This is a genomic window from Orlajensenia flava, assembly GCF_004801905.1.
GTDB classification, from domain to species: Bacteria; Actinomycetota; Actinomycetes; order Actinomycetales; family Microbacteriaceae; genus Orlajensenia; species Orlajensenia flava.
This window is the reverse complement of the sequence record NZ_SSSN01000011.1, coordinates 72,593-86,736: the sequence shown is the minus strand read 5'-3', so window position 1 is coordinate 86,736 and position 14,144 is coordinate 72,593. Positions and strand designations below refer to the sequence as shown.

Below are 14,144 nucleotides of genomic sequence, written 5' to 3'. Positions count from 1 at the left end.
CATGATCACAGTCGAGGAGCACCTGGCGCATGTCCTCGACACCGTCGCTCCCCTCCCGTCGCAGACCCTGCCGCTGGCCGAAGCCCTGGGCGCGACGCTCGCCGAGGACGCCGCCGGTCGCCACGACATCCCCGTGTTCGACAACTCCGGGATGGACGGCTACGCGGTTCGCGGAGTCGATGTGGCGACGGCATCGACGAGCTCGCCCGTGACGCTCCGGGTGGTCGCCGACATCCCCGCCGGCTCCCCGGAGGATCCGCCACTCGCGCCGGGCGAGGCCGCCCGCATCATGACCGGGGCGCCGCTGCCCACGGATGCCGACACCATCGTTCCGGTCGAGCAGACCGTCGGAGGCGGCTGGAGCGACTCCCCCGAGGTCGTCGTGCTCGACGCGCCCCTTCCCGGAGCCCATGTGCGTCGGGCCGCGGCGGATCTCGCTGCCGGGGACACCGTGCTGTCGGCCGGCGAACGCCTGACCGCGCGCCACCTCGCCGCCGCGGCCGCGGCCGGCATCACGGAGCTCGTCGTCCGTCGAGCGCCGCGCGTGGCGATCATCTCCACTGGAACCGAACTCGTCGCGCCCGGGCACCCGCTCGAACGCGGCCAGATCCCCGAGTCGAACAGTGTGCTGCTGGCGGGCCTCGTGGCCGAGACGGATGCGCGGGTGGCGAGCGTCGAGACCGTGCCGGACGACGCAGACGCTCTCCGTGCCGCTCTCGGTCGCGCCGAGCACATCGCAGACCTCGTCGTGCTCTCGGGTGGGGTGAGCGTCGGAGCGTACGACGTCGTGAAGGAAGTGCTGGCGGGAACGGTCGACACCGTCTCCGTCGCGATGCAGCCCGGCAAGCCGCAGGCGTTCGGGGTGCTCGCGGGTGGCACCCCCGTCTTCGGCCTGCCCGGCAACCCCGTGAGTGTGGCCGTGTCGTTCGAGGTGTTCGTGCGGCCGGCGCTGCTGCGCATGCTCGGTCGCACCGGGGTCATCCGCCCGGAGCAGAACGCGATCGTGGCCATGGGCTGGCGGACGCCGCCCGGTCGTCGCCAGTACATGCCCGTCGCGGTCGATCACACGGATGGCGCGCTGAGCATATCGCCGGCCACCCGCGGCGGCTCGGGCTCGCACCTGGCCGGTGGCCTCGCCCGCGCGCACGGCTACGCGGTGGTCGCGGCGGACGTCGACGAGGTGCGCCCCGGCGACGTGCTGCCTGTCATGCTGGTGTGATGGAGCAGCCCTTCACGCACCTCGACGACGCCGGTCAGGCGCGCATGGTCGACGTCACCCTCAAGCTTCCGACCGTGCGCAGCGCGACCGCCACCGGGTTCGTGCGCTGCTCCCCCGAGGTCATCGCGGCCCTCCGGAGCGGCTCCGCGCCGAAGGGCGACGTGCTCGCCGTCGCGCGCATCGCGGGCATCCAAGCCGCCAAGCGGACCGCCGAGTTGATTCCCCTCGCGCACGTGATCGGTGTGCACGGGGCATCCGTCGACCTGGCCGTGCGCGATGAGGGCATCGACGTGAGCGCCACGGTGCGCACCGCCGACCGGACCGGCGTCGAGATGGAGGCCTTCACGGCTGTCTCGGTGGCCGCGCTCGCGATCGTGGACATGGTCAAGGGCATCGACAAGGCGGTCACGATCACCGACATCCGGCTCGTCGCGAAGTCGGGCGGGAAGTCCGGCGACTGGTTGCGGGCGTGACGTGGCGCTCGACGCGCTGATCCTCGCTGGCGGCCGGGCCACCCGGCTCGACGGGTTCGACAAGGCCGAGCTGTCGATCGAGGGGTCGAGCCTGCTCGCGATCGCGCTGCGGGCTACGGATGCCGCCGACGCCCGCACCCGGGTGGTGGTGGGGCCGGATCGCGCTCTTCCGGCATCCGTTCGACGCGCGCGGGAGGATCCGCCGTTCGGTGGACCGGTCGCCGCCATCGCAGCGGGTCTGGCCGCGCTCGACCCCGCGACGGATGATGCCGCAGGAGCCGACCTCGTGCTGGTGCTCGCCGCCGACATGCCTCGGGCCGAGGATGCCGTCCGTCTGCTGCTGACGGGTTGGTCGGGTGCCGGCGACGGCGCCCATCTCATCGACGCCGATGGACGCGAGCAGTGGTTGTGCGGCGTCTACCGTCGCGCGCCCCTCGGGGCCGCCGTCGCCGTGGTCGCCGACACGAGCGGCGACATCGAGCGTGGCGAGACACGGGGACTCTCGGTGCGCCGGCTGCTGGCGCCCCTCACACTGGAGAGGGTGGACGACCCCGACGGCGTCGCCGCCGATATCGACACCTGGAGCGACGTCGAGTGCGCTCGAGCGAAGGGAACGCCATGACCGCCGACCGAGACCCGCTGCCTCCGGAGGCGCTCGATGAATGGTCGGCGGCACTCGCCGACGCCCTCCACCTCGAGCCGGCCGACATCCGCACCGCCCTCGTGCTCGACCTCGCACGCGACGTCGCCCATGGCGTCGCCCGTCCGGCGGCACCGCTGAGCGCCTTCCTCGCCGGCCTCGCGGCAGGGAAGACCGGCGGTGACGCGGCATCCGTCGACGCGGCCATCCGCACCACCGTCGCCCTGGCCGCCGACTGGGCGGAGCACTGATGGCCACGGTGCGCTACTTCGCCGCTGCCGCCGAGGCCGCCGGAGCCGACGAGGAGGTCGTCGACGCCACATCCGTGGGCGCGCTGCTCGACGCGGTGACCTCCGCTCACGGCGCCGCCCTCGAACGCGTCATCGCGCGCTGCTCACTCGTGCTGCGCGGCCAACGAGTCGACGATCTGACAACGCCGCTGACGGATGCCGACACCCTCGACGTGCTCCCGCCGTTCGCCGGCGGTTGAGTGCGCCGACTCGGCTCGTTGTTCGGCGCCACCGCCACCTCACGGTTCACGCCGCCGCCTCGCCGTTCACGCCCCCCCGCCGCCTCGCGGTTCACGCCGCCTCGCCGTTTACGCCGCCGCCGCCTCGCCGTTTACAGGACGAGAGGCGAGCGAGGCCCCCCACGGCGGGCCGGTCGCCTCTCATCCTGTGAACGACGGACAGAATCTCACGACGGACAGAATCCACGACGGCCGGCGTCGATGGAGGTCAGCGATGGAGGTCAACGCAGAACGACAGACCGCGCCGGACGCCCGACAGCGCCAGAACGGCGGACCGCGCCCTACGACCAATAGCGGCGAACGATCGAAGCACCGCCGAGCGTCAGCCGCCGATGGCGCTCATCGGCCGGTCGGGCTGCAGGAAGCCCTCGTCGTCGATGCCGTGCCCGGCGCGCTTGCCCGTGATGCACAGCCGCAGCATCGCCTCGATGGCGTCGTCGTCGGCTCCCCCGCGCAGCAAGGCGAGCAGGTCGGACTCCTCGCGCGCGAACAGGCAGTTGCGCAACTGGCCGTCGGCCGTGAGACGCACGCGATCGCAGGCACCGCAGAACGGAGCGGTGACGGATGCGATCACGCCCACCGTCGCCGGTCCGCCGTCGATCGCCCAGATCTCGGCCGGGGCAGCGCCGCGCTCACCCACCGGGGTGAGGTCGAACACCTCGCGCAGCCGGTCGAGGATCTCCTCGCCGCGCACCATCTGCACGCGCGACCAGACGTGTCCGGCATCGAGCGGCATCTGCTCGATGAACCGCATCTGGGCGTCGTTGTCGACGGCGAAGCGCACGAGGTCGACGATCTCGTCCTCGTTGGTGCCGCGCATGGCGACCGCGTTGATCTTGATGGGGTCGAACCCCGCAGCGCGCGAGGCCGCGATTCCCGCGAGCACGTCGTCGAGGCGGTCACGGCGCGTGAGTTCGAGGAAGCGGTCGGGCCGCAGGGTGTCGAGGCTGATGTTGACGCGGGTGAGGCCCGCTGCGGCGAGGGGCGCGGCCAGTTCCGGCATCCGCAGCCCGTTGGTGGTCATGGAGATCTCGAGCGGTCCCTGCTCGCCCTCGATGCGGGCGAGGCGCCCGACCAGGTCGACGACGTCGCGCCGCAGCAGCGGCTCTCCTCCCGTGAGGCGGACCTCGACGATGCCCACGGATGCGGCCACCCGCGCCACCCGCTCGATCTCGGCGCTCGTGAGGATGTTGTCCTTCGCGAGCCAGGGAACGCCCTCCGCGGGCATGCAGTACGTGCAGCGCAACGAGCACCGGTCGGTCAGTGAGATGCGGAGGTCGCGGTGCACGCGGCCGAAGGCGTCGACGAGCGGCTCGCCCCTCATGCGATACCCACCCAGCTGTGCGATCCGTCGCGTTCGAGCTGTCGCTTCCAGACCGGCAGCTCGGCCTTGACGGCCTCCACCAGCGCGCGGCAGACGTCGAACGCCTCGGCCCGGTGAGCTGTCGACACGCACGCGACGAGCGCGACGCCGCCCACCTCGAGGTGGCCGATGCGGTGGCTGACGGCGATGCGCACCCCGTCGCCGTCAAATCGCTCGGCGATGGCGCCGAGAGCGACGATGGCATCCGGATGGGCGGTGTAATCGAGGGCGACGACCTCGCCGTCTGCGCCGGGATCGTGGTCGCGCACCCGGCCGATGAAGCTCGCGACGGCGCCGGCGGACGGATGCTCGACCGCCGCGAGGTGCTCCGCCACGTCGATGGGGCGATCGGAGAGATCGGCGATGACGACCGGCATCAGTGGTCCCGTCCGTCGAGCTGGTCGATGACGTGGGCCGCGAGTGGAAGCATGACGGCGATGCCCTCCTCGACGGCATCCACCGAGCCGGGGAGGTTGACGACGAGCGCCTCACCGGCCGATCCCGCGGCGATGCCCGCGAGTCCGCGGGAGAGCACGGCCGTCGGAACGGTCTCGGCGCCCCGCCGGCGGAGCTCCTCGGCGATTCCCGGCAGCTCGCGAACGAGCAGAGGGCGGGTGCCTTCCGGGGTCTCATCGCGCGGCGCGATGCCGGTTCCGCCGGACGTCACGATCAGCCGGGCACCGTCGGCGAGCGCCGCAGAGAGCGCTTCGCGGACGGATGCCTCACCATCGGGCACCACCCGCGGCTCATCGGCCATCCATCCGGCCGCCCGCAGCAGTTCGACGGCACGCGGCCCGGAGACATCCGCCCGCCGTCCGCGGGCGCTGCGATCCGACACCGTGATGACCACGGCGCGTCGCTCGCGCTCTGCGTCCATGCGTCCAGCCTAGGCGTCGCGCTGTCGGCATCTGCCGCGCGCGGCATCCCTTCGCCACGGGTCAGAGTCCCAGCACGCGCTCCAGGTAGCGGTTGACGAACACCCGACGCGGGTCGAACTGCCGGGTCAGAGCACGCGCGTCGTCGAAGCGCGGGTAGAGCCCGGAGATCGTGTCGACATCCGCGGCGAACAGCTTGCCCCAGTGCGGACGGGCGTCCATCGGCGCCAGTGCCTGCTCGAGCACGGGGAGCAGAGCCTCGACCGCGGGCTGGTCGGGCTTCCAGGTGAAGTGGATGGCGACGACGTCCCGCCCGAATGCCGGGCTGAGCCACAGGGAATCCGCAGCGACCGTGCGGATCTCGCTCACCATGACCAGCGGATGGATGCGCGACGCGAGGTCGCGCATCGTGTTCAGCGCATCCGTCGCCCGAGCTCGGGGAACGAGGTACTCCGTCTGCAGCTCGTCCCCATTGGACGGCGTGAAGCCGAGCTTGAAGTGCGGCAGCCGATCCAGCCACAAGCCGACGCGGCCGCCCTGCTGGGTGGCGTTATCGGGCGGAGCCTCGGCCAGCGGATGCCCGTCGTCGACGCGAGCCGGCGAACCCAGCAGGGTATCGGGCGGCACGTCGTGCTCGGTGCGCCGCTTCACCCAGGCGGCGTCGACGCGGTCGGCATCCGCCCAGCTCGTGAACATGCTGACGCTGTAGCCCGCACCGGTGACGGCCGAGAGGTCGGCGAGCACCTCGTCGAAGGCGAGGTCGGGATAGGCGGTCTGCGCGACGCTGTAGCGGGGCTCGATGTCCAGCTCGACCGCTGTGACCACCCCGAGGCTGCCGAGCGCCACGACGGCGCCGTCGAAGGTCGCGTCCCCCCGGGCGAGGCGCACCTCGTCTCCGTCCGCGGTGACCAGCTCGATTGCGCGGACGGATGCGGCGAGCGACCCGACGCGATCGCCCGAACCGTGGGTTCCCGTCGCGACGCCTCCCGCCACGGAGATGTGCGGGAGCGACGCGAGGTTCGCCAGCGCCCAGCCCGCGGCATCCAGGCGCTGGGCGACATCGCCGTACCGCAGGCCGGAGGCGACACGGGCGACCCGTTCGCCGGAATCGATCGACACCTCGGCGGGAAGCGCTGCCGTGGTGATCAGGACGCCGGGCGTGTCGGCGATGTCGTTGAAGGAGTGCCTCGTGCCCAGCGCGCGCACCCGGTCTGCGCCGCGGAGGATGCCGCGCAGGTCGTCGATGGACCGCGGCGCAGCGACCTCGCGCGCCGAGAACGCGAGGTTGCCCGCCCAGTTGGTTCCGGCATCCGTCGTCATCAGCGCTCCGTGGGCTCGGTCGTGGCGGTCTCGGCTTGCGTGGTGTGGGCATCCGTCGTCTCGGCGCCCGTCCCGGTCGACGGCGGCCCCCGTCGCTCCGCCGTCAGCGACGCGGCGAACGGCAGCCACAGCAGCAGGGCGACGCCGATTCCGACGAGCGCGCCGCCGAGCGTGTCGGTGAGCCAGTGCGCGCCCAGGTAGGTGCGGCTGAGCGCCATCATGATGCTCCAGGCCGCGCCGGCGATCCACACCCACACGACCGGGAAGATCACGGACAGGGTGACGGCCATCGTCACCGCGTTGGCCACGTGGCCGGACGGGAACGAGCCGAAGTCCGACGTGACGAGCATGTCCTCGGGTCGGGCTCGGCCGAACAGGTGCTTCAGGATCTGCACACCGAGGGCGCTCGCGAGCGTCGTGACGAGAAAGTAGAACGCCGCCCAGCGGCGCTTGAACACGAACAGAAGGATGGTGATGACCGCCGGAACGACATACGTTCCGACGAGGTGGCCTCCCGCCGTGTCGAAGAACAACGCGAGGGCCGTGCCGACCGGCCCCCGGATGTCGAGCATCTCCTCGGCCCATTCCTCGTCGAGGCCGATGAGCCCGGACTGCTGCCGCACCACGATGAGAACCCCGAGAAGAACGGCGAGAACCAGCGCGCCGCCGCCGAGATACAGCGGCCACCGGCGCAGGACGGCACGGGGAGGCTCGATTGATGCGGGACGGTGCATCCGTCAACGCTAGCGTCAGCCCTCTTCCCACTCGACAAATAGCGAACTAGGTTAGGCGAACGGGCACCTCGGCGCCCCGCTGCATCCACCAGGGTCTCCCGCTCGTCGGGGGACCCTCACCCGGAGGGGACGGCGCATGAGCAGACGCGTTCGATCCTTCCTCGCGGCCATCGCGGCGCTGGCGACGGCCCTCGTCCTCGTGGGGCTGACCCAGTCGGCCACCGGCCTGTCGATCACGCCGTTCGGCGTGCGTTTCCAGACCAATGACAACGGTGCGATAGCGGTGATCGGCAACCAGCTGCAGACCTGCCCGACGGATGCCCCGAACTGCGTGGGCGCTCGAGCGGGTTCGGCGCGTTACAACAACAACTCGTTCGTCATGACGAACCTCGACGTCGACGCTGACCCGACCACGTTCAACTCGTCCAGCGCTCAGCTCGATGTTCCTTCGGGCGGAACGGTGTTGTGGGCGGGCCTTTACTGGGGCGCACGGCTCTCGGCGGGCACCGGCGGCACGGCAGCCACAGGTGACCGGCGGACGATGTCGTTCAAGGTGCCGGGGGCCGCCGGCTACCAGTCGATTTCATCGCAGGTGACGTTCGGGCCGACGACATCCTCCGACCGGGCCTATCAGGAGTTCGCCGATGTGACAGCGCTGGTGCGCGGTGGAGGTGGTGGGGACTACTGGGGCGCGAACGTGCGCGGCGGAACAGGCGAGGACCGCTATGCCGGCTGGTCGCTCGCCGTCGTCTACCGCTCGCCCGACCTGCCGCTGCGCAACCTCACCGTGTTCGACGGCTTCGCGGATGTCGGCCAGGGCGAACCGCAGACGGTCACCGCGAGTGGATTCCTGGCGCCGCTCTCCGGCCCGGTCGACACCCAGATCGGCATGGTGGCCTACGAGGGCGACTTCTCGGCGTCGGGAGACAGCGTCGCCCTGAACACGACGCAGCTCGGCACGGCGATCTCTCCCGGGACCAACTTCTTCAACGGCTCGAACGACCGGAACGGCGTCTCGGTCACCACGCGCAATCCGGCGGACCGCAACATGCTCGGCTTCGACGTGAAGCAGCTCGGTGCATCGGGGGTCATCCCGAACGGGGCAACCTCGGCGGACTTCCGCTTCACGAGCAGCGGCGACCGCTACTTCCCGGGTGTCCTGACGACCGCGATCAACCTGTTCGCCCCCGATTTCACGCCGTCGAGCAAGTCGGTCGTCGACCTCACCGGCAACTCACCCGCGCAGCCCGGCGACCGGCTGCAGTACACCGTGAACGTCACGAACGTCGGCCAGGATCCGGCCGATCGGTCGGTGCTCTCCGATCCGCTCCCGCCGAACATCACCTATGTTCCAGGCAGCCTGCAAGTGCTCTCGGGCGCGGGGACGGGTCGGAAGACGGATGCCGCGGGTGACGACCAAGCCGAGTACGACCCGGGCGGCCGACTCGTGCGCTTCCGGGTCGGAACCGGCGCGACCAGCGCGCGCGGCGGCGTGCTCGCGCCCAACGGGCTGGCGACCGTGCGATTCGAAGCCACGGTCGATGCCGCCGCCGGTGGCGCCACGGTGACGAACGGGGCGCAGCTCGACTACGTCGCGCAGACGACGGGCAGCGCCCTGACCTACCAGGTGCGGCCCGTCTCGACGCCCGTCACCGCGCTCGCCGACCTCGCCATCACCAAGACGGTGGCACCCGACCCGGCGCTCGCCGGGGGCCCGACGACGTTCACCATCACCGTGGTCAACAACGGCCCCAACGCCGCGAGCAACGTCGTCGTCGCCGATCCGACACCCGCCGGCGTGACGGTGAGCGGAGCCACCTCCACACAGGGCGACTGCGCGATCAGTACCACCCCGGACCGGGTGAACTGCGCCATCGGCACTCTCGCCAACGGCGCCTCCGCGACGATCACCGTCTCCGGAAGCACCGACCCGAGCTCGACGGACCCCTCCGTGACGGATATCGCCACGGTCGGCTCGGACACCGCGGATCCGCGCCCGGGCGATAACACCGCGGGAGCCACCGCCCAGCTGATGCAGTCGGCCGACCTCGTCGTGACCAAGACCGCGGATCCGACGACGGTGGTGCCGGGCGGAACGACTGCCTACACCGTCACGGTGAGCAACCGCGGCCCATCCACGGCCACCAACGTGACGGTGAACGATGCGGTGTCCGACCCGTCGACGCTCGTGCTCACCGGCGCCTCGACGGTGACACCGGGCGCGACCTGCGCGCCCCCTAGTCCGAACGCCACGTGCGCGCTGCCCCAGCTGCTGCCCGGCCAGTCCATGACGGTCGACCTGACGGCACTGCTCTCCTCTGCCGCCACGCCGGGATCGTCCATCGACAACGTCGCGACGGTGAGCTCGGCGACCCCCGATCCGAGGCCGGACGACGATCGGGCGGTCGCGCCGATCACCGTGGCCGCCGCTCAGGTCGACCTCGTCGTGAGCAAGGCGGCGCCCGCGACCGTCGTCGCCGGCCGCACTCTCGCCTACTCCATCACCGTCGCCAACGCCGGTCTGTCCGACGCGACGGACGTCGTCGTCTCCGACAAGCTGCCGGCCGGGATAGTCGCGACCTCGGTCGCGAGCACGCGCGGCTCGTGCACCAGCGGCGCCACCGTCACGTGCAGCATCGACGCTCTCCCTGCGGGGATCGCCGGGTCGCCCGGCGCATCCGTCACCGTCACCATCCAGGCGACCGTCGACGGCGATGTCCCGGCCGGCCCGATCGAGAACACAGCCAGTGCCACCGCCTCGCAGACGGATGTCAACGCCTCGAACAACGCGGACACCGCCACCACAACGGTGTCCGCCGTCGCCGATCTCGCCGTGACCAAGACTGCGACGCCGAACCCGGCTGTCGCCGGTCGATCGATCACCTACACCGTCACCGTGGGCAACGACGGGCCATCGACTGCGAGGGGCGTCACCCTCCGCGACCTCCTCCCGCCTCAATTCGCCTTCACGTCGGCGACACCCAGCACCGGAACGTGCTCGCCCGCGGACGCGACCGGGCTCGATTGCGCCTTGGGCGACGTGCCGAACGGCGAGACGCGCACGCTCGTCGTCGTCATGCGCGTACCGCCGGGCTACTCGGGCACTCCAGCCGCCGTTGAGACCGTCACCGTCGCGAGCACCACCGATGACCCCAACGGTACGAACAACACCGCATCGTGGACGGCGACCACTCGAGCATCGGCCGACCTCTCGCTCGACAAGGACGCTCCCGCGTCGGCAGCTTCGGGCTCGCAGTTCTCGTACACGATCCACCCGACCAACCTCGGCCCGTCCAGCGCGTCCGACGTGGTGGTGACCGATCCGCTGCCGAGCGGGGTCACGTTCGTTTCGGCGAGCCCACTGTGCACCGAGAATGCAGGCACCGTCACGTGCCCCCTCGGCGTGCTCGCCCCCGGTGCGGCGCCGGAGATCACCATCACGGTCCGGGTCGGAGGCAACGTCGACATCGGCACGCTGCTCACCAACACCGCCACGGTCGCGTCGAGCACGCCGGACCCCACCCTCGCCGACAACTCGGCGACGGCGGTGACGGAGACCACGGCGCTCGTCGACCTCTCGGTGACGAAGGCAGCCACGCTCGGATCCACCGCACCCGGAGGCGAGGAGCTGTTCACCATCACGGTCGGCAACGCCGGGCCGTCCACCGCGAGGGCGGTCTCCATCGTCGACTCGTTCGAAGCCTCCGCGCTGGTCGCCTACATCGACGGCGCCGATTGCTCCGGATCCAGCGGCGACCTGACCTGCACGCTGCCCGCCGCATTAGGACCGGGACAGAGCGCGACCATCCAGATCGGTGTCATCGTCTCGTCCTCCCTGCAGCCCGGGTCCTACGCCAACACCGTCCAGGTCTCGACATCCACTCCGGAGTCGGACCCCGACAACAACGTCGCAAGCATCACCGAGACGATCACCGCGCCGACAGCCGACCTCGCGATCGCCAAGACCAGCCTCACCGATCCGCTCGTCGCCGGAGCTCCGTTCTCGTACCGAATCGACGTCACCAACACCCCGCAGACCTTCTTCGGCTCCGACGCGTCGGACGTGGTCGTCACCGACCGCGTCCCCGCGGGCCTCACGGTCACCTCCGCCTCCCCGAGCCAGGGCACCTGCACGGTGACCGCAGGGGAGGTGCGCTGCGACCTCGGCGTCGTGCGGGGACTGGTGTCCACCGATGAACCGCCTCCCGTCGTCATCACCATCAACGGCATGGTCGCCTCGAACGGCAGCCAGCCGATCACGAACAGCGCGTCGGTGAAGAGCACGACGAACGACCCAGAGCTCGCCAACAACACGGCCGAGGTCACCACGAGGGTCGAGCAGCAGGCCGCCCTCTCCATCGTGAAGACGGCGGACACCGACCCGATCGTGGCGGGCAGCACGGCGGGGTACACCATCGCGGTCACCAACAGCGGGCCATCGGATGCCGCCGGCGTCGTGGTCGCCGACCTGCTCGACCCGGCGATCGCCTTCCGCGCGGGCGACTCCGATCCGTCCTGCACGCCCGGAGCGACCGGACCCTCGTGCACCCTGGGCACCGTCCCGGCCGGCCAGACCGTGACCGTGCGAGTCGCCGGCATCCTCAGCGCGGCATCGACCATCACCGCGCTGACCAATACGGCCTCGGTCACCTCCGAGACGACGGACCCCGACCCCGGCGACAACTCCTCGACGATCTCCACGGCCGTCGTACGGAACGCCGACCTCCGATTGAGCAAGACGTCGGACAGCAGCACGCCGTCGGCGGGCACCGAGGTGACCTACGCTCTCACCCTGACGAACGCCGGCCCCTCCGACGCCGCGAACACGACCATCGTCGATCCGCTCCCCGCCGGCGTCGACCTCGTCGGCCTGCAGCCATTCGGCGTGACGTGCACGTCCTCGCCCGCGCCCGTCGTGGTCACCTGCGCCGCGAGCGGGCTGGTGGCCGGCCGCGCTCAGGGCGTCGCGATCACGGTGCGGCTGCCCGACGGCCTGTCCCCGGGCCCCGTCCTGAACACCGCGACCGCGGCATCCGCCACTCCCGATTCGAACCCGGCCGACGACACCGCATCCAACACGGTCGACGTGCAGGTGGTGGCCGACACTGCCATCACGAAGTCGGTCGTCACGGACGACCCGCGCGCGGGACAGCCGGTGGCCTTCCTGCTGCAGGCCGTCAACAACGGTCCGGCGACGGCGCCCGACACCGTGTTCACCGACACGCTCCCCGTTGGCACGCGCCTGATCTCGGCCGAGGTCACCGGCGGAGGCGCGAAATGCACCACGACCGAGCAGGAGGGCAACATCGTGGTGGACTGCCCGGTCGGCCCGCTCGCGGTGGGCGCGTCGGCGAGTGTCGTGATCACGCTCGACACGTCGGCGCTGACCGTCACCGCCTTCAGCAACACCGGCTACGTCGGCTCGGGCGCGCTCGACGACTCGTTGTCGGACAACGACGCCACGGCAAGGGTCGAGCTCGGGCCTCCCCTCGTGTCTCCGCCCCCACCCCCGCCGCCCGGTGGCGGAGTCCTGCCCGGTGGTGGAGTCGTGCCCGGCGGTGGGGCGAGTCCGGCCGCCCCGTCCCCCGCCGGCACTGGCTCGAGCGGGCTGAGTGAGACCGGGGTGGACGTCGGCGTCTCGGTGCTGGCGGCACTGGCCGCCGTCCTGCTGGGCGCCTGGGCGTTGATCGAGGCGCGCCGGCGACGTCTCGTCAGTGTGCCAGGGCGGGCACGGTCCTCGGCCGCACGACGAACCAGAGCAGAACGATGGAGATGAGTGCCGTCGTCGCCATGACGCCGGCCATCGGCAGGGCGCTGCCGACGCCGAGCACGCCGACGATGGGCGAGAGAACGCCCGCGAGACCGAAGTTGAGGGCTCCCAGAACGGATGCGGCCGTGCCGGCCTCCTTGCCGTGGTTGGCGAGCGCGAGCACCTGGATGCAGGGGAAAGTGAACCCGCACGCGGTGATGAAGAACCAGAGCGGCACGATGGTGCCCCAGAGCCCGGCGCCGGTGACGGAGAGCACACCGATGGTGGTCGCCAAGCAGACCAGCGCAATGGTGGTCGTCGCGATGATCCACTGAGGTCCGACGCCGCGGCGCATCAGGAGCGAGCTGGTCTGCACGCCGATGATGATGCCGACGGAGTTGACGGCGAACAGCAGCCCGAACTGCTGCGCCGTGAAGCCGTACACCTCCTGGAACAGGAACGAGGAGCTGGAGAGGTAGGCGAACAGGCCCGTGAAGGTCATTCCTCCGATGAGGGCGACGCCGACGAAGACGCGGTCGCTGAACAACGCTCGGTAGCGCTGGCCGACGGTGCTGTGGCCGGCCACCCGGCGGTCGACGGCGGGCAGGGTCTCGACGATGAAGAGGGCGACGGCGGCGATGACGAGCGCTCCGTAGGCCGCCAGCACCCAGAAGATGCCGCGCCAGTCGACGACGCGCAGGAGCTGCGAGCCGATCACCGGGGCGAGCACGGGCGCAAGACCGCTGATGAGCGCCAACCTCGAGAGCATCTTGACGAGCGGCCGGCCGCCGAACAGGTCGCGCACCATGGCCATCGCCACCACGCCGCCTGCGGCTGCCCCGAAGCCCATGAGCACGCGGAACGCGCCGAGCCAGTAGATGTCGGGAGACAGGGCCGCTCCGATACACGAGGCGATGTGCATGCTCGTCGCGAGCATCAGGGGGAGGCGACGTCCGACCTTGTCGCTCCACGGGCCGACGATGAGCTGACCGAGGCCGAAGCCGACCATGGTTCCCGTCAGGGTGAGCTGGATGACGGCCGGGCTCACGTCGAACTCGCTTTGCAGCGCCGGAAAGGCCGGCAGGTAGGTGTCGATCGTGAACGGCCCGAGCGCGGTCAGCGCGCCGAGCACGACGATGTACACCAGCCGCTGGCGCGCGGTTAGTCGGTCACCGGGGTGGGTGTGGCTGACGGCGGCGTCGGGAGTGATGGCGGGAATGGAGCCGGTGTACGTCACGAGGG

At 71.0% G+C, this 14,144-nt stretch carries 12 protein-coding genes; 6 read left to right on the top strand and 6 right to left on the bottom strand.

All coding sequences use genetic code 11. From position 1 onward, the window contains the following. The first annotated feature begins 1 nt into the window (after position 1). Genes E6C70_RS13755 through E6C70_RS13735 form a run of 5 tightly spaced genes read left to right on the top strand, consistent with a single transcriptional unit; the run spans position 2 to position 2,822 of the window. Positions 2 to 1,219, top strand: coding sequence for a molybdopterin molybdotransferase MoeA (locus E6C70_RS13755; protein ID WP_136425120.1), 1,218 nt, complete (start codon positions 2 to 4; stop codon positions 1,217 to 1,219). After that, positions 1,219 to 1,692, top strand: coding sequence for a cyclic pyranopterin monophosphate synthase MoaC (moaC, locus tag E6C70_RS13750; RefSeq protein ID WP_136425119.1), 474 nt, complete (start codon positions 1,219 to 1,221; stop codon positions 1,690 to 1,692). The genes E6C70_RS13755 and moaC overlap by 1 nt, the downstream gene beginning before the upstream one ends. 1 nt (position 1,693) lies before the next feature. Continuing rightward, on the top strand, positions 1,694 to 2,314 hold the full coding sequence (gene mobA, locus E6C70_RS13745) for a molybdenum cofactor guanylyltransferase (RefSeq protein WP_136425118.1): 621 nt from the start codon (positions 1,694 to 1,696) through the stop codon (positions 2,312 to 2,314). Continuing rightward, positions 2,311 to 2,583 carry a DUF6457 domain-containing protein gene (locus E6C70_RS13740; protein WP_136425117.1) on the top strand — a complete coding sequence of 91 codons (273 nt, stop codon included), beginning with the start codon at positions 2,311 to 2,313 and terminating at the stop codon, positions 2,581 to 2,583. Before mobA ends, E6C70_RS13740 begins: the two co-directional genes overlap by 4 nt. After that, a complete protein-coding gene (locus tag E6C70_RS13735) occupies positions 2,583 to 2,822 on the top strand; it encodes a MoaD/ThiS family protein (protein ID WP_136425116.1) in 240 nt (79 codons plus the stop codon). The genes E6C70_RS13740 and E6C70_RS13735 overlap by 1 nt, the downstream gene beginning before the upstream one ends. A gap of 361 nt (positions 2,823 to 3,183) precedes the next feature. Here E6C70_RS13735 and moaA read toward each other — a convergent pair whose 3' ends face one another. The 5 genes from moaA to E6C70_RS13710 all read right to left on the bottom strand — a co-directional run bounded on the left by moaA (position 3,184) and on the right by E6C70_RS13710 (position 7,153). Then, entirely contained in the window at positions 3,184 to 4,185 is a 1,002-nt protein-coding gene (gene moaA / locus E6C70_RS13730) for a GTP 3',8-cyclase MoaA (protein WP_136425115.1), read from the bottom strand. Beyond that, a complete protein-coding gene (locus tag E6C70_RS13725) occupies positions 4,182 to 4,601 on the bottom strand; it encodes a molybdenum cofactor biosynthesis protein MoaE (protein ID WP_168770963.1) in 420 nt (139 codons plus the stop codon). Before E6C70_RS13725 ends, moaA begins: the two co-directional genes overlap by 4 nt. Then, complete coding sequence (locus E6C70_RS13720; RefSeq protein WP_136425113.1) at positions 4,601 to 5,101, bottom strand: MogA/MoaB family molybdenum cofactor biosynthesis protein; 501 nt, start codon at positions 5,099 to 5,101, stop codon at positions 4,601 to 4,603. Before E6C70_RS13720 ends, E6C70_RS13725 begins: the two co-directional genes overlap by 1 nt. Positions 5,102 to 5,162: 61 nt before the next feature. Next, entirely contained in the window at positions 5,163 to 6,419 is a 1,257-nt protein-coding gene (locus tag E6C70_RS13715; protein WP_136425112.1) for a D-arabinono-1,4-lactone oxidase, read from the bottom strand. Continuing rightward, on the bottom strand, positions 6,419 to 7,153 hold the full coding sequence (locus E6C70_RS13710) for a phosphatase PAP2 family protein (protein ID WP_136425111.1): 735 nt from the start codon (positions 7,151 to 7,153) through the stop codon (positions 6,419 to 6,421). The genes E6C70_RS13715 and E6C70_RS13710 overlap by 1 nt, the downstream gene beginning before the upstream one ends. A gap of 136 nt (positions 7,154 to 7,289) precedes the next feature. Between E6C70_RS13710 and E6C70_RS13705 the strand changes: the two genes are divergently transcribed. After that, complete coding sequence (locus E6C70_RS13705) at positions 7,290 to 12,929, top strand: DUF11 domain-containing protein (RefSeq protein ID WP_136425110.1); 5,640 nt, start codon at positions 7,290 to 7,292, stop codon at positions 12,927 to 12,929. Here the strand turns inward: E6C70_RS13705 and E6C70_RS13700 are convergent. After that, on the bottom strand, positions 12,865 to 14,139 hold the full coding sequence (locus tag E6C70_RS13700) for a multidrug effflux MFS transporter (RefSeq protein ID WP_235833498.1): 1,275 nt from the start codon (positions 14,137 to 14,139) through the stop codon (positions 12,865 to 12,867). The two genes, E6C70_RS13705 and E6C70_RS13700, sit on opposite strands and share 65 nt — an antisense overlap. Positions 14,140 to 14,144: the final 5 nt, after the last annotated feature.